Source organism: Flavivirga jejuensis (assembly GCF_030540765.1).
Taxonomy (GTDB): domain Bacteria; phylum Bacteroidota; class Bacteroidia; order Flavobacteriales; family Flavobacteriaceae; genus Flavivirga; species Flavivirga jejuensis.
In genome coordinates this window covers 464,667-481,288 of record NZ_JAUOEL010000002.1, presented here as the reverse complement: position 1 = coordinate 481,288, position 16,622 = coordinate 464,667, and the positions used below count along the sequence as shown (strand labels likewise).

Sequence of the window (16,622 nt, the reverse complement as noted above, 5' to 3'; positions counted from 1 at the left end):
TGTGCTATTTTAGTATAACATAATCTGGGCTTGTTAAAATTAAAAACAGTCCCAACCTTACTCGGTTATGCATGTAATCGATATTTTGATTACTTCCTTCCATTGCCTCAATGGCGTCAACTATTATTTGTTTTGTTTCACCAGAAAGTTGTCCGCGTGTAAATAGTTTATCTAGCATATTTACCAAGACTTCCCCGTCCTGTGCATAATACTTTAATTTCTCAAAATTTAAAGGCGTACTTTTAAGATCCAAATTATGAGTTTGTAGCATGGAGTTACGGGGTGTATTAGTCCAAGAGTTTACTTCGTTTATATAAGCCAAACTTGCGGCAGAAGTATGTATTTCAAATTCTGGACCTTTTAAATTTAAATCTGCAAACTCAGAATTAGGGACATATTCTGGTAAATAAAAGTTAAAAACACTTGGAGATCCTAAAGGCAATTGACCAGTAGATCTAAAAAAATCCCGACCAGAATTCCAGTATAAACCATTGTCATTATCTAGATCTAATTGTCGGGTGGTATTAAAATATCGGATCATAGGAGCGATCAATTTACCACTACTAGGATCGCTAACCCAACTACAACTCCTTGCTTCTTCATCTAATAAAATGGCTTTAACGACAGCTTTCATATCACCTCGAACTCCTTTGTAATTGTTGAAAACATTGCTAATTCTTGATACGTAAGCTGGTGAAGGATTGGATTTTACTAATTGTTGTATTAAGCGTAAAGAAATAAAAGGCCCTGTATTTTTATGATTAAGTAAGTTATCTATGGCATCTTCAATATCTTTCATTCCAGATTGCCCAGCAGGAACTATTTTACCATTTAATAATTTTTTCTCTCCAGGTTCATGCCACTCATCATACATAACCATAGGAATATTTTTTCTGGCAAAATTAATACCAACTCCAAAATCTGGAACAATATCATATTCGTTTTTCTCAACTTCTGAAGTTCCAAGTCCTGTAAATATCTTAGCAAATTCTTTTATATCATCATTATCATAAGTTGGAATTCTATCGCCATTTATATCTAGCTCATAGCTGCCATCTTGATTAAGTTCATATAGTCCAATAGTGAATAACTGCATAATTTCTCTTGCAAAATTCTCATCAGGATGAACGTTTTCTTCAGGATCACTTTTCGGATTGTTGTAATGACTTAGATAGCCCCCCATCATTGGATGTAAGCTAATATCTAGCAAAAGATCTCTGAAATTCCCAAAGGCATTATCTTTTAAAACATCATAATAATCTCCTAAGCCTACACCATAATCACTCAAGTTTGAATCCCATGAGATTACAAATATTTCACTCAATGCTAAAGCTATTCTTTGTCTTAATAAATCGTTATTCCCGATATTAGATTGCCACCATGCGTAATTAAAATGAGTTGAATTAGGACCACTGTATTCTTTATGGTTTCCACCATTAGCAATAAAAATAACAAGAGCTTGATTGTAAGTGTCATCAGTCATTTGTCCCATTGATGGGCTACTAATATCAAACTGATTATCAATCCAGTCTTCAAATGAGTTTTTTGCTACCGATTTAATATAATCTAAATTAGTTCCAAAAGTTGCTTGTGCTAAGAATCTGGATGTTTCTAATAAACGTGCATCTAAGCCATTACCGTTAACAGTATTTGCTGCACTGGCAGTTTCTCTCCAATTGGTACGACTTTGTTCGTTGCTGGAAGTTACAGTGATTCCGTTACTATGTCCTGCACCCAAATAATCTGAATACTCTTGAGAAAAAAAGTAACTAGGAACACATAGAAAAAAGAAAAGTAAGTGTTTTTTCATATTTGGAGTTTGTCTTTTTATTTTTTAGTTACGTTATTTTTTAGATGTTAGACTTTAATTACATGTATAAATATAGATAAAAGGTTATATTTTTCGACGAACGGTCCTTTTAAAGCCTGTTAGCTTGCCGTTAGTTCAGCTTTTATCACTTAATTTGAACAATTATTTAAAGTTTTTATATGGTAGATATTACGGCTGTTAATACCAAAGCATATTATTCGCAAATAGCAAAATTGGCAGATATTATTTGGCGGGAGCATTATATCCCGATAGTAGGGAAGTCCCAGGTAGATTACATGCTCGATAAGTTTCAATCTGCAATCGCAATTGAAGAACAGGTAACGAATGGATTTGAATATTTTTTAATTACTTATGAAGAAGTAGCTGTTGGTTACATTTCAATAAAGAAGGAAGCGGCATCTTTATTTTTAAGTAAAATTTATGTTTTAAGCTCATACAGAGGTAAAAAGATTGGTAAAATGGTCATGATGTTTGTTGAAGAAAAAGCGAAAAGTTATCAATTAAAAAGTATTAGGCTTACTGTAAATATAAATAACATAAACGCTATTAAAGCTTATGAAAAACTAGGATTTATTAATACGGGGGCTTTGATTGCAGATATTGGTAATGGGTTTGTAATGGATGATTATCAAATGGTGAAAACGGTTTGATTATCCTTCGATCACATCTTTATAGTCTTCAAAAAAAGCTTCAAATAAGCTCATGTTTTTATTGAAAAATTCCATAACATCGCGCCATGTGTTTTTATTATGAATAGATACTTTTTGTTCCAAAGGCACATAGATTCTGGAAATCTCTTTTTCATTATCTAAAAAATATGCTTCATTAAAAATAGCATCAGGTAAAAAGTCATCTAAGAGAATAGATTTTAAAGCTTGGAGTTTTTCCCAATATTTAATGCGGTTTTCAAGATCGTCTTCTAAATCTAAAGCTACCAAAGCGCTTTTATTATCAAAATGAAACTTAAAGCTAAGACCTTTTAATTTGGTATCGTATAAAGTCCATTTTCGAGGAAACGATTTTCCAAAACTGGTCCAAAATTCTTGTCGTAATTGTCGCGATTCTTCTTTAGAAAACATATAAAACGTTATTTTATTATTTCTACCTTTCGTTCTTTACTCAAGATAAACAAAAGCAAGGATCCTCTTTATAATGATACGGTGTCATTTTATAAGATTCTTGCTCCCTCATCAAGGATAATAAATTATATCATATAAGCAATGCCAACACCTAAGATAATGGCAATAAATTTAGATAAATTGAATTTATGACCATCGCCACTTTCAAATAGAATGGTAGTAGAAATATGAAAAAAGATACCAATAACGATGGCGTTAATAATATGTGCAAAACTAGTAGCTGTTTCAGAAGTATGAGAAATAATAGTTCCGAAAGGCGTCATACAAGCAAAAATGAGTAAAAAGATACTAATCTGTATTTTACCGTAATTGGACTGAAATAGAAACATGCTAATTAAAGTTGCTATTGGTATTTTGTGAATTAATACACCATAAACCATATCGTTATGTTCGTGTATAGCAAAACCTTCTAAAAAACTATGAATGCATAAACTAATAAATAGTAACCAAGGGAAAGCTGTTTCGTTCTTGTGCACATGTACGTGTCCGTGTTCTGCACCTTTAGAGAATAGTTCTAAAATAATTTGAAGTAAAATACCGCACATAATATAAAGTCCAGTAAGTTTGGTATCCAAATGATTGTAAACCTCGGGTAATAGCTCAAAAAGTGTTAAGGCTAATAGAAAAGCACCACTAAAAGAGAGTAGGAGCTTGGTGTTCAAAGATTTTTTTGCTCTGGTAATGCTGGCTATAAGCACTCCTAAAATAACAGCGTAAAAAGGTAAAAGATAATTATTCATGTATTTTAAATACTCAAAAAATGTTTTTAACGGGAATGGAATGGCTATTTAAAGATCATTACTAAACGTTCGGATGTTTTTGCATTAAACTTACGCAATTTATAATCTCCAAACACATCTAACAAATGTACATTAGCTTTTTTAAATAATTTTTCAAAATCATTAAGAGTAAATGCTCTTACTCGTTCTTGAAAATTATAATCTTCCCCATTTACAGAAAATGAAATATCTTTTACAATATAACCATCTTCTATACAGCGTTTTAAATTGAAATCAATGCCATCGACTGTTTTTAGTTCTGTGGGTACTAAATTATCGATTATAAATTCGCTATTCATAAAATCGATGACCCCAAAACCAAAGTCATTTAAATTAGCTTTTATTGCTTTAATGGTGTTCAGGTTATCTTCCTCTTTATCAAAATAGCCAAAACTAGTAAACAAATTAAAAACCGCATCAAATTGGGTATTGTAAGGTTTACACATGTCATGAACCTCGAAATGTAATGTATCGTTTTCAAACTGTTTAGCGTGTTTAATACTATTTTCGCTTAGATCCACACCTGTTACATGGTATCCTAAAGTATTTAAATAAAGGGCATGTCTCCCTTTTCCGCAAGCCAAATCTAAAACAGTTCCGAGCTCAGGAATGTTTAAATAATTGGTAAGGGTATCCATGAATTCATGCGCTTCGCTATCATCCCTGTTTTTATATAAAATATGGTAAAATGGCGTGTCAAACCAAGAAGTAAACCATTTTGTAGTATCTGTTATCATATTCTTTTTTGGTGGTTGTCTCGTATTGTTTTGCAACACAAGATGAGTTTATTATTCAAGGTTTAATACTTTATAATATTAAATACATGAATATAATTTTTCGTCTATATCTTTTTTATTACGAATTCCACTCAGAATCTTATTGATAGTAAAGCAATTTCGGTATAAAAAGGATATATTGTCCCCTTAATCTAATTTCGTATTAACATTAATTTAACACAAAATTACGCTATTTTTGCAAGCTATTAAAGTGTATCTAGTAAGTAGTAGGAAAAAATGGAAGAAAATTTCAAAATGGTAGCCAAAACTTTATTTGGTTTCGAAGAATTATTAGAGAATGAGCTTATACAACTGGGAGCACGAGATGTAAAAAAAGGCATTCGAAATGTTAGTTTTTCTGGAGATAAAGGGTTTATGTACAAATCTAATTTAGGGTTACGTACTGCTATTAAAATTTTAAGACCTATCCATTCATTTACTGTAAGCAGCGAAAAAGATTTATACAATAAGATTTATGCTATGGAGTGGGGAAAGTATTTAAAACCCACGGGGACTTTGGCTGTCGATGCAACGATTCATTCCGATTTGTTTTCACACTCCTTATATATCGCTCAAAAAACAAAGGATGCTATAGTAGATAAGTTTAGAGATACTACAGGGCAACGACCTAATGTTGATTTAAAATTTCCCGATTTAAAAATTAATGTACATATAGATAGACGTCGATGTACTATATCTTTAGATTCTTCGGGAGATTCTTTACATAAACGAGGTTATAAAACCGCTACTAATATTGCACCTATTAACGAAGTACTAGCTGCAGGATTGATTATGTTGTCGGGTTGGGATGGACAAACCGATTTTATGGATCCTATGTGTGGTAGTGGTACCATGCTTATAGAAGCAGCGATGATAGCTTGTAACATTCCGCCCAATTTAATGCGTAAAGAATTTGCGTTTGAGCGCTGGCAAGATTGGGATGTTGATTTATTTGAAAAGATAGAAGAATCTCTTCTTAAAAAAACGAGGGATTTTCATTATAAAATAATTGGGTACGATAAAGCACCAAGTGCGGTTTCTAAAACCAAAGACAACGTAAAAAATGCGCAATTAGAAGACTTTATAGAGGTTAAACACGAAGATTTTTTTAAAACCCAAAAAGGCGGTGAGGAGAAATTGCATATGGTATTTAATCCACCGTATGGTGAACGTTTAGACATAGATATGGAAGCATTTTATAGTCATATTGGTGATACTCTAAAACAAAATTACCCAGGTACTGATGCCTGGTTTATTACCTCTAACCTTGATGCGCTTAAGCATGTGGGGTTACGCCCTTCTCGTAAAATACACTTATTTAATGCGAAGCTGGAAGCTCGTTTGGTTAAATATGTGATGTATGAAGGGAGTAAGAAGGGGAAATATATGAAGTAACTTATTCCTGCCTTTGGTCTTCGTTCAAGATAGAATACAGCAAGAATTTGTTTATTGTAAATTAAAGAATTTAAATGTTTTTCTATAATTAATCTATTATTAACATCTAAGTTTATTGTATTGGTCTCCTAAGTTGAGTCGTTAACAAAACAGATTATTTGCTCCTTTTATAAAGGGGGATACGATACGACAACGTATAACTATATCCTACACCAATACTACTAGTATCGTAGGTTTTGTTAAACCCTGGGATATAAACATTTTCAAAACCATTTGGGACAGTCTCACTCGCTAATATTTTAAATTGAGCATTTAGACCCAGATATAAATTATTTAATAATTCTACCTTGATGCCTAAAATTAATTCTGCCCAAAAAGCAGTTAAGCCATTAAATTCTTGTTTCTCAGTTGAAGAAAATTGAGATGTCCAATATTGATTAATACTATAAACTCTAAAACTATTTAGATCATGACTAAAAGAACTCGCTCCTATACGAAAACCAGAATAGACCATGTTATCCATATCTAACCAGTTTATGTACATATTATAATCTACACCTCCTTTAATATAAGACCCTTTAGTTGTGATGTCTAATGTAGGGGCATCAGTAGTATTGTCTAAAGACTCATTAATAGTGTTTTTTTCTTCTATACCAATTTCACCAGCGACATATAAATGTTTTTTAAGCCTAAAATCTCCCGAAATTTCAAATCCAGTATAGTCCTCGTCAGCAAACGAACGAATTAATTTACCCAGATCGCCACCTAATCGAAGCCCATACTTTAGTTTTACTTTTAAAGAGTCGTTAGGTGTACTAATAATACTATCGTTTTGTGCGTTTACAGACACACAAAAAAGTAACATAAATACGATACTAATGAAATATGTTATAGTGTGTTTCTGTTTCATCTTCTACAGGTTGGTTATTATTTACAGATATTCTTGATTTGATCCAGTTGTCGTCATCTGTCTCAATAGTAAAGGTTACATCATTAAAAATAGTTTTATAGCCACAAGCACGAGATACATAAACTTGTTCACGACTATAGTTTATGGTTATTGTATCTGCGTTGCTTGTTTCGATATCATCACTTGTATCATCAGGAGTGTCATTATCATCATAAAGATAATCTTTGTGAAGAATATACTGAGTCGTATCATCATCTGTTTTTAATGGTAAATAAATGTCAAGTATATTACCAGTTCCATCGTAGTTTATATCTATATCTTCTACAGTAACACTAAGAGAATTCTCGTTTCCTACACCAAAAATTAGTAAATTATCAATAAATTTTGTGTTATCTGGACTTGATTCATTATAGGCACTAATAATTAATCTTGGCGTCGTAGGGGTGCTATCGGGGCAGATATCATCGCGTTCACAACTAATCATTAAAATAACGATGAAAAGGAGTGGTATTACTAAAATTTTTAAATACTTCATTTTTTATTTTAATAGATTTTTTACTTCGACTAGGCTGTGTATAGGTTAGCTAAGAATGGACTTTTAGTTTTTTAATGTATGCAACTATCGACGTTCCAAAAGTACAACATTTTCAACATGAAACGTTTGCGGAAACATATCTACTGCTTGCGTTTTTGTAACTTTATATAGGGCATCCATTAATTCTAAATCTCTAGCCTGCGTCGCACTATTACAACTTACATAAACCACCTTTTTAGGGGCGATGTTTAATATTTGTTGTACTACATCTTTATGCATGCCATCACGTGGCGGATCGGTTATAATAACATCTGGCTGCCCGTGTGTTTCTATAAAAGCATCATTAAAAACCTGTTTCATATCTCCAACATAGAATTCAACGTTATTTATATTATTTAATTGTGCATTTTCTTTAGCAGCAATTATAGCATCTGGAACAGATTCTACACCAATAACTTTACTCGCTTTTTTAGCAACGAATTGAGCAATGGTTCCTGTGCCTGTATATAAATCGTAAACTAGTTCATTTCCTGTTAGTTCCGCGAAATTTCTTGTGATTTTGTATAACTCAAAAGCTTGATCTGAATTTGTTTGATAAAATGACTTGGCATTAATCTTAAATTTTAAGCCTTCCATTTCTTCAAAAATATGATCTGCACCTTTATAGCAAATAACGTCTTGATCGTAAATGGTATCGTTTGCTTTTCCATTAATAACATACTGTAATGAGGTTATCTGCGGAAATGTGTCAGCAATAAAATCTAGCAATAATTCACGTTTTGTTTTGTCTTCTTTAAAAAACTGAAGCATAATCATAATATCGCCCGTACTAGATGTACGAACCATCATAGTTCTTAGCAAACCAGTTTGATTACGTGTGTTAAAGAATTCTAATTCGTTTTCAATTGCAAATTGTTTAACGGCATTTCTAATAGCGTTAGATGGATCTGCTTGCAAATAACATTTTTTTAGATCTAGAATTTTATCCCACATTCCTGGAATATGAAAGCCTAAGGCATTTCTATCGCCTAAATCTTCATCGGATTGTACTTCTTCTATTGTTAGCCAACGACTATCACTAAAAGAAAATTCCATTTTATTTCTGTAAAAATATTGGTTTGAAGCAGCTAGAATAGGAGTGACTTCAGGAAGTTCAATATGTCCTATACGTGTTAAATTATTAGTGACTTCTTTTTGTTTGTAAAACAATTGATGCTCGTAAGCCATGTCTTGCCATTTACAGCCACCACAAGTTCCAAAATGGTCACATTCAGGATTTGTTCTTTTATCTGATAATTTATGAAAGGCAATGGCTTTACCTTCATAGTAGGCTTTACGTTTTTTAAAAGTTTGTACATCAATAACATCACCAGGAACGGCATTTGATAGAAAGATCACCTTCCCATCTGGTGCTTTGGCTATGGTCTTACCTTTAGCTCCTGCATCAATAACTTCAACTTGCTCAAAAACTTGTTTTTTTGCTTTTCTTCTAGACATGCTGCAAAAATAATAATAGCAACAAATAAATATGGTTTTATTTCCATTAACTTTAATAGATTTTCATTTTGATGGAAAATAAAATGAACCTTTTTAGTTTTTTTAAGTCTTTAAAGTATAAGTTGCCTAGTAAGAATGGATAGTGAACAACGAAAAATTGACAAACAACTAGTTTTAAAGTATCAATCTGGTAACAAGAAAGCCCTGGTGTTTTTAGTAAAACGATGGCATAAATTGTTTTGTAAAAAAGCGTTTTATATTTTGGAAGATGCAGATGCTGCAAAGGATATTACTCAAGATAGTTGGAAAATTATTATAGACAAAATATGTGATTTGAAGCACCCTGAAAGTTTTGGGAGTTGGGGAATGCGCATCGTTTATACAAAGTCTTTAGATGCTATTAAGGCAAAAAACAGAAAAAGAAGTGTGCTTGAGAGCTATAAATATGAACAAGATATTATAGAAGAAACGGATGATAATGAACAATTAAAAAATGAACTTTTACAAACTATAAAGAAGCTTCCTGAAAATCAACAAATGGTTATTAAGTTGTTTTATGTAGAAGACTATTCTTTAAAAGAGATAAGTAATATTTTTAATATATCGGTAGGAACTGCAAAATCAAGGCTGTATCATGCCAGAGAAAAATTAAAATCAATATTAAAAAATAAGAATTATGGAAACTAATATGGAAGACATAGACAAATTAATTAAAGAAACCTTAACTGAAGAAGAGGCAAAGTTTTACGATGAATTAGATGAACAAAATGTGTTTAGCATGGTTATAGGTTTATTTAAGGGGAAAAATGGTTGGATGATTACACTAATGAGTATTATGAATTTAATTTTCTTAGGATTATTTATTTATTGTGTTGTACAGTTTTTAGAAACGGATGATGTTCAAAGTCTTATTAAGTGGGGTTTTGGAGGCATTTCCCTTTTAATTGGAATTAGTATTTTAAAAGTATTTGCATGGATGCAAATGGATAAAAACACGATAATGAGGGAGTTAAAACGTTTAGAACTACAAGTGTCATCACTCTCGGGAAGAACGTCTGAATAAGTTTTTTTGACAAACAGTTTATATTTGCTAACTTGCGCCTCTATCTGGGGATGATTTCTCTCTCACGCTGAATTTTCGTTTTCTTCGAAAGAATAAAGGTACAGAAGGAATTGCATATTTTTTATTTTTAAATTTTACTTTTAAAATGGCAATTTTAGGACAACAAACATCACAACAATTAATTGAATTAGAAAACAAGTATGGCGCTCATAATTACCATCCTTTACCTGTTGTATTAAGCAAAGGAGAAGGTGTGTATGTATGGGATGTAGATGGAAAACAATATTATGATTTTCTTTCTGCATATTCTGCTGTTAACCAAGGACATTGTCACCCAAAAATTGTTAATGCTATGATGCAACAAGCACAAACATTAACATTAACTTCGAGAGCATTTTATAATGATATACTCGGTAAATATGAGAAGTTTGCTTGCGAGTTTTTTGGTTTTGATAAGTTATTACCAATGAATACGGGAGCAGAAGCTGTAGAGACGGCTTTAAAGTTATGTAGAAAATGGGCTTACGAGGTAAAGGGGATTGATGAGAATAAAGCAGAAATTATAGTATGCGAAAACAATTTTCATGGACGTACCACAACGATCATCTCATTTTCTAACGATCCTGTTGCACGTCAAAACTTTGGACCGTTTACTAATGGGTTTATTAAAATTGAATATGATAATCTTAATGCATTAGAGTCTGCTTTACAAAATAATCCTAATGTTGCTGGTTTTTTAGTAGAACCTATACAAGGAGAAGCAGGGGTTTATGTGCCTAGTGAAGGTTATTTAAGTAAAGCAAAATCACTTTGTGAACACTATAACGTATTGTTTATTGCTGATGAAGTACAAACAGGTATTGCTAGAACTGGGAAACTATTGGCTGTAGATCATGAGGATGTATCACCAGATATTTTAATTCTGGGTAAAGCTATAAGTGGCGGTGTTTATCCTGTATCTGCTGTTTTAGCTAATGATGCTATTATGAATGTTATTAAACCAGGTAATCACGGGAGTACTTTTGGAGGAAACCCCGTTGCAGCAGCTGTAGCGATAGCAGCTCTTGAAGTTGTAAGAGATGAGGGATTAGCTAAAAATGCCGAGCTATTAGGTGATTTGTTTAGAAACGAATTAAATAAATATATTGAGACAAGTAATATCGCTAACTTAGTTAGAGGAAAGGGCTTGCTTAATGCGATTCTCATAAATGATGATGAGGATAGTGACACAGCTTGGAATATTTGTCTGGCATTAAGGGATAATGGATTATTAGCAAAACCTACCCACGGTAATATTATACGTTTTGCTCCGCCTTTAGTGATGAACGAAGAACAATTACTAGATTGTGTTAGTATCATTATAAAGACACTTAAACAATTTGAGAAGTAAGCATTAGCTCTAAATAAAAGAGGTCTAAAAAGTAAAGTAATCAAAATGATACTTTTTAGACCTTTTTTTATTTTAAAGAAATGATGTTATTGATTTTGTTGCCATTGCTCCATCGCTTCTTGAGACTGTTCCATAAGCTCATCCCAACCTGTAGTATATATACTGTATAGTACCATTATAAAATACAAAAGGTTTATTATAAGTATAACCAAAGCTACAATTTTAGCTGTATTCATAGATTTAATACTATTCGGATCATAGTTTTCTGGGTTAAGCTTAGCGGCATTTAACTTACTATTTGCTATTATAAATGCAATACCAGCAAGAATGAATCCTAAACCGCCAATACAGCAGCATAAAAATCCTAAAATCGCTAATACGTAAACAAGTGTTGGGTCTAGTTTTTGTTGTTCCATGTGTGAATTTTAATTAATTAATTTAATGATATAACTTATTATAATTGTAGTCACTGTAATTATAGCCAGTGCTCCAATAATTTTATTAGAGTGTTTAAATTTAAAGAAAATATTTATCCCTATACATAAAAAGAGGATGATCAGGCTGTAAACTGCAGGATACATATAAAAAGCTTCAACAAATTCTCCTTTAAAGATTAAAGCAATAGACCTTTGTAAACCACAACCCATACATTCTACCCCTAAAAGTTTTTTATTTAAACAAGGTAACATATAGTCATCTAAAGCTTGCATATATAGTAAATCAGTAATTTTATGGTGCTAAAATAGTAAAAGGATATAAATTGATGTTTCTTAATACCCAAAATAAAATCACAACAATTAATATTGTGTAAGTCATTTTCGGGGCGTGCAAAAGGTTTTTTAGAGGTTTTTTTAAAATTATTTTAAGTAGTTTAATTGAAGCATCATATAATAAAACAAATACTAATAGAATAATTAAAAAATTGATGTACTGCCCTTTGGCTCCCACAACCAGGGCAATATATTCCAGTTAAAGAATAAACAGGGCATTTGGGAAAAATGTTATATTCCGAAGGATCGTAGTTATAATATAAATATGAGGTAAAGACGGATGCTATTATAATTAATATAATAACAAAAATCTTTATTTTATTGTGCACTTCCAATAGCACCTAAAAACGCTATTCCGAAAATGAGGATATAAATTATCCAGCCAAAAAGAGCAATTCCAATGGAAGCTAAACCCCAGATTTTTGCATTTTTTGATGCTTTATTTGCTTCATCATATTTTCCGTCTTCATAAGTACTATTCACTTTAGTAGCATAGATAATACTAACTATTCCTGTGGGTAAGCAGCATAAAATAGTGCTTATAATGGCAAGGGCTAAATAACTACTGGGTCTTGGTGGTTTGTTTTCCATACAATTATAAAATATTTAAAAATAATTTTAAATATATGAAAAAGGATTAAGATAGAAGTATATGAAACAATCCAACAATCAGTTAAGAGCTGCTTTACTTTTTATTAGCAATTATAATTTTTTTGTTAAACACTTGATTATTGTCTAGACTTATTTTGACAATATATACACCATCGCTAAGCGATTTTGTGGATAAGGTGTGTGCATCTTTTGAAATATTAATCCTTCTGTTTTCAATTTCTTTACCAGAGACATCTATTAAGCTAATAGCTTTTATATTTAGAGCATTCGGATTTAAAATTTTTAGTTCAGAAATGTTATTATTTTGGAATATTCTTAAATCGTCTAAGCTAATATCGTTAGTGCTTAAACTAGTATTATTATTATTATTATTATTACTAAAAACAATTTTAAATCGGTCTGTATAATTGTTTGTATCAAGGTTAACATTAAAATCTTGAGTTCTTAAATCAACATACGTGTCATTTTCTGTATCATGTACATAAATAGGTTGATCGCTCTCAAAATTTTGAATGTCAGTAATTCTAATTCTAACTTGAGATTGGTTTGTTATATTTATAACTAAGGGAATGCTTAAATCCATATCAAAAGGTAATGCCTCTGCGACAAAAGTGTCTCCGTTAACTACCCAATGTGCATCAGTAGCTAAACCAAAACTCTTACATTCCATTCCGTAATCAAACCCTTTGGTTGCAGAGCTATGAAATGTTTGGGCCAATTGTCTTGTATAGGTATCATTAAAATCAATATTCAATCTAAACCGTTTGTGATCACTTGGGACTTTCGAAAACCCATTTACGTATTCCGAAGTTTCCTTTTTTGTATTCGAATTTTTAAAAAACTCACTATCAACATTAGTTTCCTTAATGTATACTCTATGGCTATTTTTAGCTTGAACAACTGGAGAACCAATAGATGAAGTGCCTTCTACCATAAAACCTTGTCCTACAGGTATATATCGTCTAGCTTGTTTTGTGCTTGTGTTAGCACTTCCAGTACCATTAATACTTCCATCATTATTATAGGTGCTAAATGCTGCTGGTACATACGTGGGAACACCAAAAATACTAATCGTATAAGTAGCATAGCCTCCTTGATAGTCTCTTAAAGTGTGGGAATTTACATCACGATTTTGTTCCCAATAATGTAAAGTACCTGTTATTACTGTTTTATTATTTGAATCATGTATATATTCTAAAGCATCTAAAGCAGAAGGATATGGGTTGCCAACTAATGTATACTGATTATCTAAAACGCTAACACTTATAGTGCCATTGTTAGGTTTTCCCCTAAAATCGTAACGTTGTGCACTACTAGATCCAGCAGTTCCTTTCATAGTGAAACCTTCTCCAGGGTTTATGTTGGTAGTACTTGTTACATATACCCAATTTGAAAAGTCGTTGCCTACAACAAGTTTGACGATCCACCGACTAGAAATAGTTAATGGGCTAGAAATACCATCATGACTATCCCAGCCACCAATAATAGCAGGTGTTGAGGTTATAAGACCCGTTTCATCATTAAGAAAAGTAATTCCAAAAGGATTGTTTACAGAATTGTTAGTTTTACTACCAATAGGGGAACACCAAAAATTATATTCGTATTGGTCTACATCACCTTCTTGGAAAACACTTAATTCACCAATACCAGAATTCCCAGTAACACCACTGCCTTGAATAACTTGAGCATCGCTACGCAAATAAATACTGCTATTTGCGTCGTTTAGATTAATATCATCTTCAACAAAAACAATTTCATCACTTATAAAAATATAAGCATCATTATTTACCGATAATTGTGAAAAAGAGAGATTGCTTATTAATAGTAGAAAAAAGGTATATCTTCTAAACATCGCTTAAGTAGGTTATTATGTTATTTGGGATAACAAATATAAATTTTTTTCACAAAAAACACTATTTCATCGTTATAAAATGTCTTTCAACGGAAAATGGTGTTTAATAAATCTCGTTGAAATGCTTATTAAAATCTAATATTTAACGTAATTTGCAGCCATAAAAGATATATTACTAATGAAGTATTTTAATTATGTATTAATCGTTTTAGGTGCTATTGTTGCCATATATGCAAAATCTGAAATGAAACAAAATGAATATATCTTAATTCTAGGTATTATTATACTTATGGTTGGGGTTTATAGAGTATCTAGAGGCGTACCTAGTAAGCATGATAGAGAAGATGTTGAAGATATTGATGATTCTGAAAACGGATAAATTATGTCTTTTAAATTAGGTGACTTTGTTTTAGTTATAGATGAGGATTTATCTGGAGTTATAAAACAAATTTCAGGGAATATGATTTCTGTTGAAACTACAGATGGGTTTTTATTGGATTTTCAAAGCGATGAACTTGTTGTAAATAATAGTAGTAATACGTTTACAAAAGCATTGTTTTCAGAAAAAACAATGGATGCTATTGTTTCAGAAAAAGAGCAATCTTCAAAAAGAAAACAGATTAAAACGAGAGCAAAAGATAGGTATGAGCCAACCCTGGAGGTCGATTTGCATATTAATAAATTAATTAAATCCTCAAGAGGGCTAAGTAAGCACGATTTATTGACTTTGCAATTAGATACTGCTAAGCGTCAATTAGATTTTGCTATAAGAAAACGTATTCCAAAAATAGTGTTTATCCACGGTGTTGGAGAAGGCGTTTTAAAAATGGAATTAGAATATTTGTTTGGACGTTATAATAATGTGAAATTTTACGATGCTAACTACCAGAAATATGGGGTAGGAGCTACCGAAGTATATATTTACCAGAATGTAGTGCCTGATTAATAAGGCTTGAATTCGGGTGTTCTTGTTGCAGTTGTTGTTAATTTAGAATCTTCTAAGATTCCAAAATCAAATACATCTAATGAAATTAGTGTTAAATCAAAATTAGAAATCGTAAGTGTTACTGTATATGTTTGAAGAACAGTATGAATACCCTCTCTGTATTTTGTTGCTGGTACGCTAGTAGATACGGCTGGATTTAAATAATCAGGACAATCTTCTTCTTTTCCATCTACCATACACGTACTACTTTTATCGTTAGTAGGGATTTGGTCTTGAGTCTTATTTTCTTCATCACGGGTAGGAACACCATCGCCATCATCATCTTTGTCTAAGTAATCTGGAATGACCTCACTATTAGTTGCAAGTTCATGATCAAAATCACTATTTTGTGCATCACTTATATCGCCATCATTATTTGGGTCTGGATTTTCATCTTTAGTTAAAACATTATCGCCATCATCGTCAACATCCAGATAATCGGGTATACCATCTTCATCGGTGTCATCATCTTCTAAATCACCATTGCCATTTATGTCTTCTAATTCGGCAGGAACACCATCATCATCATCTTCTGTTAAGGTCGTTTTAATTTTAGCAGTACCACTGGTACTTTCTATATCTTGTGTAATCGTTACATCAGAAAGAGGAACGTCATTACAGAATAATAATTTATCAGATATTGTAGTATTGCTATAAGTTCTATAATTAAACGGGTTCGTGGCACTTATATCAATATCTTCTTCATAAATTTTTGTCTCCTCATCAACTTCTAAGATGTCATCAAGAGTAAGTCCAGTGATTTTTAAAGATAAAGATTCTGACGGGTCGTCTTTAGTTTTGTAAAATATGAGACCTGTTACGCCCTCACAAGCTTCAAATGTTTCCTCAAAATCTAATTCAACAGTAATGATATCACCATCATCACAAGAGTATATATTTAATAAACTTAAAGATATTAGAACTAAAAATAACTGACGCATTGAGTTTGGGTTTTAAAGCAAAAATAATAGAATTGTTATTTATAACGTAGTATATTGATAATAATTTTATTTCAAGTATTTTTGAGCCTTAAAAGTTTTATTAGTCCATGCTTATTGCGTGCCAGGAAAACTCAATTTTGAGAAGCC

20 protein-coding genes are annotated in these 16,622 nt (G+C 31.8%); 7 read left to right on the top strand and 13 right to left on the bottom strand.

The window, feature by feature from the left end; translation table 11 throughout:
• Positions 1-4 precede the first annotated feature (4 nt).
• Positions 5-1,810 (bottom strand): DUF1800 domain-containing protein, encoded by a 1,806-nt coding sequence (locus Q4Q40_RS06970; RefSeq protein WP_303301064.1) that lies wholly within the window; start codon positions 1,808-1,810, stop codon positions 5-7.
• A 179-nt stretch (positions 1,811-1,989) separates the two neighbouring features.
• Between Q4Q40_RS06970 and Q4Q40_RS06965 the strand changes: the two genes are divergently transcribed.
• Positions 1,990-2,481, top strand: a complete 492-nt coding sequence (locus Q4Q40_RS06965; protein WP_303301063.1) for a GNAT family N-acetyltransferase — start codon at positions 1,990-1,992, stop codon at positions 2,479-2,481.
• Here Q4Q40_RS06965 and Q4Q40_RS06960 read toward each other — a convergent pair whose 3' ends face one another.
• The 3 genes from Q4Q40_RS06960 to Q4Q40_RS06950 all read right to left on the bottom strand — a co-directional run bounded on the left by Q4Q40_RS06960 (position 2,482) and on the right by Q4Q40_RS06950 (position 4,486).
• Positions 2,482-2,910: a DUF4268 domain-containing protein gene (locus Q4Q40_RS06960; RefSeq protein WP_303301062.1), complete on the bottom strand. Its 429-nt coding sequence runs from the start codon at positions 2,908-2,910 to the stop codon at positions 2,482-2,484.
• A gap of 125 nt (positions 2,911-3,035) precedes the next feature.
• Positions 3,036-3,710: a ZIP family metal transporter gene (locus tag Q4Q40_RS06955; RefSeq protein WP_303301061.1), complete on the bottom strand. Its 675-nt coding sequence runs from the start codon at positions 3,708-3,710 to the stop codon at positions 3,036-3,038.
• Between the two features lie 44 nt (positions 3,711-3,754).
• Entirely contained in the window at positions 3,755-4,486 is a 732-nt protein-coding gene (locus tag Q4Q40_RS06950) for a class I SAM-dependent methyltransferase (RefSeq protein ID WP_303301060.1), read from the bottom strand.
• A gap of 276 nt (positions 4,487-4,762) precedes the next feature.
• Here Q4Q40_RS06950 and Q4Q40_RS06945 point away from each other — a divergent pair, with 276 nt between their 5' ends.
• On the top strand, positions 4,763-5,920 hold the full coding sequence (locus Q4Q40_RS06945) for a THUMP domain-containing class I SAM-dependent RNA methyltransferase (protein ID WP_303301059.1): 1,158 nt from the start codon (positions 4,763-4,765) through the stop codon (positions 5,918-5,920).
• 154 nt (positions 5,921-6,074) lie between these two features.
• Here Q4Q40_RS06945 and Q4Q40_RS06940 read toward each other — a convergent pair whose 3' ends face one another.
• From Q4Q40_RS06940 to rlmD, 3 genes are all read right to left on the bottom strand, one after another.
• On the bottom strand, positions 6,075-6,830 hold the full coding sequence (locus Q4Q40_RS06940) for a DUF6048 family protein (protein ID WP_303301058.1): 756 nt from the start codon (positions 6,828-6,830) through the stop codon (positions 6,075-6,077).
• Complete coding sequence (locus Q4Q40_RS06935) at positions 6,796-7,365, bottom strand: DUF6452 family protein (protein WP_303301057.1); 570 nt, start codon at positions 7,363-7,365, stop codon at positions 6,796-6,798. The genes Q4Q40_RS06940 and Q4Q40_RS06935 overlap by 35 nt, the downstream gene beginning before the upstream one ends.
• An 84-nt stretch (positions 7,366-7,449) precedes the next feature.
• Positions 7,450-8,862 carry a 23S rRNA (uracil(1939)-C(5))-methyltransferase RlmD gene (gene rlmD, locus Q4Q40_RS06930; protein ID WP_303301056.1) on the bottom strand — a complete coding sequence of 471 codons (1,413 nt, stop codon included), beginning with the start codon at positions 8,860-8,862 and terminating at the stop codon, positions 7,450-7,452.
• 135 nt (positions 8,863-8,997) lie between these two features.
• Between rlmD and Q4Q40_RS06925 the strand changes: the two genes are divergently transcribed.
• The 3 genes from Q4Q40_RS06925 to rocD all read left to right on the top strand — a co-directional run bounded on the left by Q4Q40_RS06925 (position 8,998) and on the right by rocD (position 11,315).
• Positions 8,998-9,549, top strand: a complete 552-nt coding sequence (locus Q4Q40_RS06925) for an RNA polymerase sigma factor (protein WP_303301055.1) — start codon at positions 8,998-9,000, stop codon at positions 9,547-9,549.
• Positions 9,539-9,925, top strand: coding sequence for a DUF6768 family protein (locus tag Q4Q40_RS06920; RefSeq protein WP_303301054.1), 387 nt, complete (start codon positions 9,539-9,541; stop codon positions 9,923-9,925). Before Q4Q40_RS06925 ends, Q4Q40_RS06920 begins: the two co-directional genes overlap by 11 nt.
• A 145-nt stretch (positions 9,926-10,070) precedes the next feature.
• Complete coding sequence (gene rocD / locus Q4Q40_RS06915; protein ID WP_303301053.1) at positions 10,071-11,315, top strand: ornithine--oxo-acid transaminase; 1,245 nt, start codon at positions 10,071-10,073, stop codon at positions 11,313-11,315.
• Positions 11,316-11,401: 86 nt separating this feature from the next.
• Here rocD and Q4Q40_RS06910 read toward each other — a convergent pair whose 3' ends face one another.
• The 5 genes from Q4Q40_RS06910 to Q4Q40_RS06895 all read right to left on the bottom strand — a co-directional run bounded on the left by Q4Q40_RS06910 (position 11,402) and on the right by Q4Q40_RS06895 (position 14,549).
• Positions 11,402-11,731, bottom strand: a complete 330-nt coding sequence (locus tag Q4Q40_RS06910; protein ID WP_303301052.1) for a CCC motif membrane protein — start codon at positions 11,729-11,731, stop codon at positions 11,402-11,404.
• Positions 11,732-11,740: 9 nt separating this feature from the next.
• Complete coding sequence (locus Q4Q40_RS06905; protein WP_303301051.1) at positions 11,741-12,025, bottom strand: DUF2752 domain-containing protein; 285 nt, start codon at positions 12,023-12,025, stop codon at positions 11,741-11,743.
• A 173-nt stretch (positions 12,026-12,198) separates the two neighbouring features.
• Positions 12,199-12,414: a DUF2752 domain-containing protein gene (locus Q4Q40_RS24045; protein ID WP_367892778.1), complete on the bottom strand. Its 216-nt coding sequence runs from the start codon at positions 12,412-12,414 to the stop codon at positions 12,199-12,201.
• The gene (locus tag Q4Q40_RS06900; RefSeq protein WP_303301050.1) at positions 12,404-12,676 is read right to left on the bottom strand and encodes a CD225/dispanin family protein; all 273 of its coding nucleotides are present in this window, start codon (positions 12,674-12,676) and stop codon (positions 12,404-12,406) included. The genes Q4Q40_RS24045 and Q4Q40_RS06900 overlap by 11 nt, the downstream gene beginning before the upstream one ends.
• 94 nt (positions 12,677-12,770) lie before the next feature.
• Positions 12,771-14,549, bottom strand: coding sequence for a T9SS type A sorting domain-containing protein (locus Q4Q40_RS06895; RefSeq protein WP_303301049.1), 1,779 nt, complete (start codon positions 14,547-14,549; stop codon positions 12,771-12,773).
• A 178-nt stretch (positions 14,550-14,727) separates the two neighbouring features.
• Here Q4Q40_RS06895 and Q4Q40_RS06890 point away from each other — a divergent pair, with 178 nt between their 5' ends.
• Together Q4Q40_RS06890 and Q4Q40_RS06885 are read left to right on the top strand one after the other, a co-directional pair.
• Positions 14,728-14,928, top strand: a complete 201-nt coding sequence (locus tag Q4Q40_RS06890) for a hypothetical protein (protein ID WP_303301048.1) — start codon at positions 14,728-14,730, stop codon at positions 14,926-14,928.
• Positions 14,929-14,931: 3 nt separating this feature from the next.
• A complete protein-coding gene (locus Q4Q40_RS06885; protein WP_303301047.1) occupies positions 14,932-15,495 on the top strand; it encodes a DUF8465 domain-containing protein in 564 nt (187 codons plus the stop codon).
• Here Q4Q40_RS06885 and Q4Q40_RS06880 read toward each other — a convergent pair.
• The gene (locus Q4Q40_RS06880) at positions 15,492-16,475 is read right to left on the bottom strand and encodes a hypothetical protein (RefSeq protein ID WP_303301046.1); all 984 of its coding nucleotides are present in this window, start codon (positions 16,473-16,475) and stop codon (positions 15,492-15,494) included. The genes Q4Q40_RS06885 and Q4Q40_RS06880 overlap by 4 nt on opposite strands.
• Positions 16,476-16,622: the final 147 nt, after the last annotated feature.

Excerpts from the sequence above, each read along its gene's own strand:
- Q4Q40_RS06970 (WP_303301064.1), bottom strand. The coding sequence starts at position 1,810 with ATGAAAAAACACTTACTTTTCTTTTTTCTATGTGTTCCTAGTTACTTT.
- Q4Q40_RS06965 (WP_303301063.1), top strand. The coding sequence starts at position 1,990 with ATGGTAGATATTACGGCTGTTAATACCAAAGCATATTATTCGCAAATA.
- Q4Q40_RS06960 (WP_303301062.1), bottom strand. The coding sequence starts at position 2,910 with ATGTTTTCTAAAGAAGAATCGCGACAATTACGACAAGAATTTTGGACC.
- Q4Q40_RS06955 (WP_303301061.1), bottom strand. The coding sequence starts at position 3,710 with ATGAATAATTATCTTTTACCTTTTTACGCTGTTATTTTAGGAGTGCTT.
- Q4Q40_RS06950 (WP_303301060.1), bottom strand. The coding sequence starts at position 4,486 with ATGATAACAGATACTACAAAATGGTTTACTTCTTGGTTTGACACGCCA.
- Q4Q40_RS06945 (WP_303301059.1), top strand. The coding sequence starts at position 4,763 with ATGGAAGAAAATTTCAAAATGGTAGCCAAAACTTTATTTGGTTTCGAA.
- Q4Q40_RS06940 (WP_303301058.1), bottom strand. The coding sequence starts at position 6,830 with ATGAAACAGAAACACACTATAACATATTTCATTAGTATCGTATTTATG.
- Q4Q40_RS06935 (WP_303301057.1), bottom strand. The coding sequence starts at position 7,365 with ATGAAGTATTTAAAAATTTTAGTAATACCACTCCTTTTCATCGTTATT.
- rlmD (WP_303301056.1), bottom strand. The coding sequence starts at position 8,862 with ATGTCTAGAAGAAAAGCAAAAAAACAAGTTTTTGAGCAAGTTGAAGTT.
- Q4Q40_RS06925 (WP_303301055.1), top strand. The coding sequence starts at position 8,998 with ATGGATAGTGAACAACGAAAAATTGACAAACAACTAGTTTTAAAGTAT.
- Q4Q40_RS06920 (WP_303301054.1), top strand. The coding sequence starts at position 9,539 with ATGGAAACTAATATGGAAGACATAGACAAATTAATTAAAGAAACCTTA.
- rocD (WP_303301053.1), top strand. The coding sequence starts at position 10,071 with ATGGCAATTTTAGGACAACAAACATCACAACAATTAATTGAATTAGAA.
- Q4Q40_RS06910 (WP_303301052.1), bottom strand. The coding sequence starts at position 11,731 with ATGGAACAACAAAAACTAGACCCAACACTTGTTTACGTATTAGCGATT.
- Q4Q40_RS06905 (WP_303301051.1), bottom strand. The coding sequence starts at position 12,025 with ATGCAAGCTTTAGATGACTATATGTTACCTTGTTTAAATAAAAAACTT.
- Q4Q40_RS06900 (WP_303301050.1), bottom strand. The coding sequence starts at position 12,676 with ATGGAAAACAAACCACCAAGACCCAGTAGTTATTTAGCCCTTGCCATT.
- Q4Q40_RS06895 (WP_303301049.1), bottom strand. The coding sequence starts at position 14,549 with ATGTTTAGAAGATATACCTTTTTTCTACTATTAATAAGCAATCTCTCT.
- Q4Q40_RS06890 (WP_303301048.1), top strand. The coding sequence starts at position 14,728 with ATGAAGTATTTTAATTATGTATTAATCGTTTTAGGTGCTATTGTTGCC.
- Q4Q40_RS06885 (WP_303301047.1), top strand. The coding sequence starts at position 14,932 with ATGTCTTTTAAATTAGGTGACTTTGTTTTAGTTATAGATGAGGATTTA.
- Q4Q40_RS06880 (WP_303301046.1), bottom strand. The coding sequence starts at position 16,475 with ATGCGTCAGTTATTTTTAGTTCTAATATCTTTAAGTTTATTAAATATA.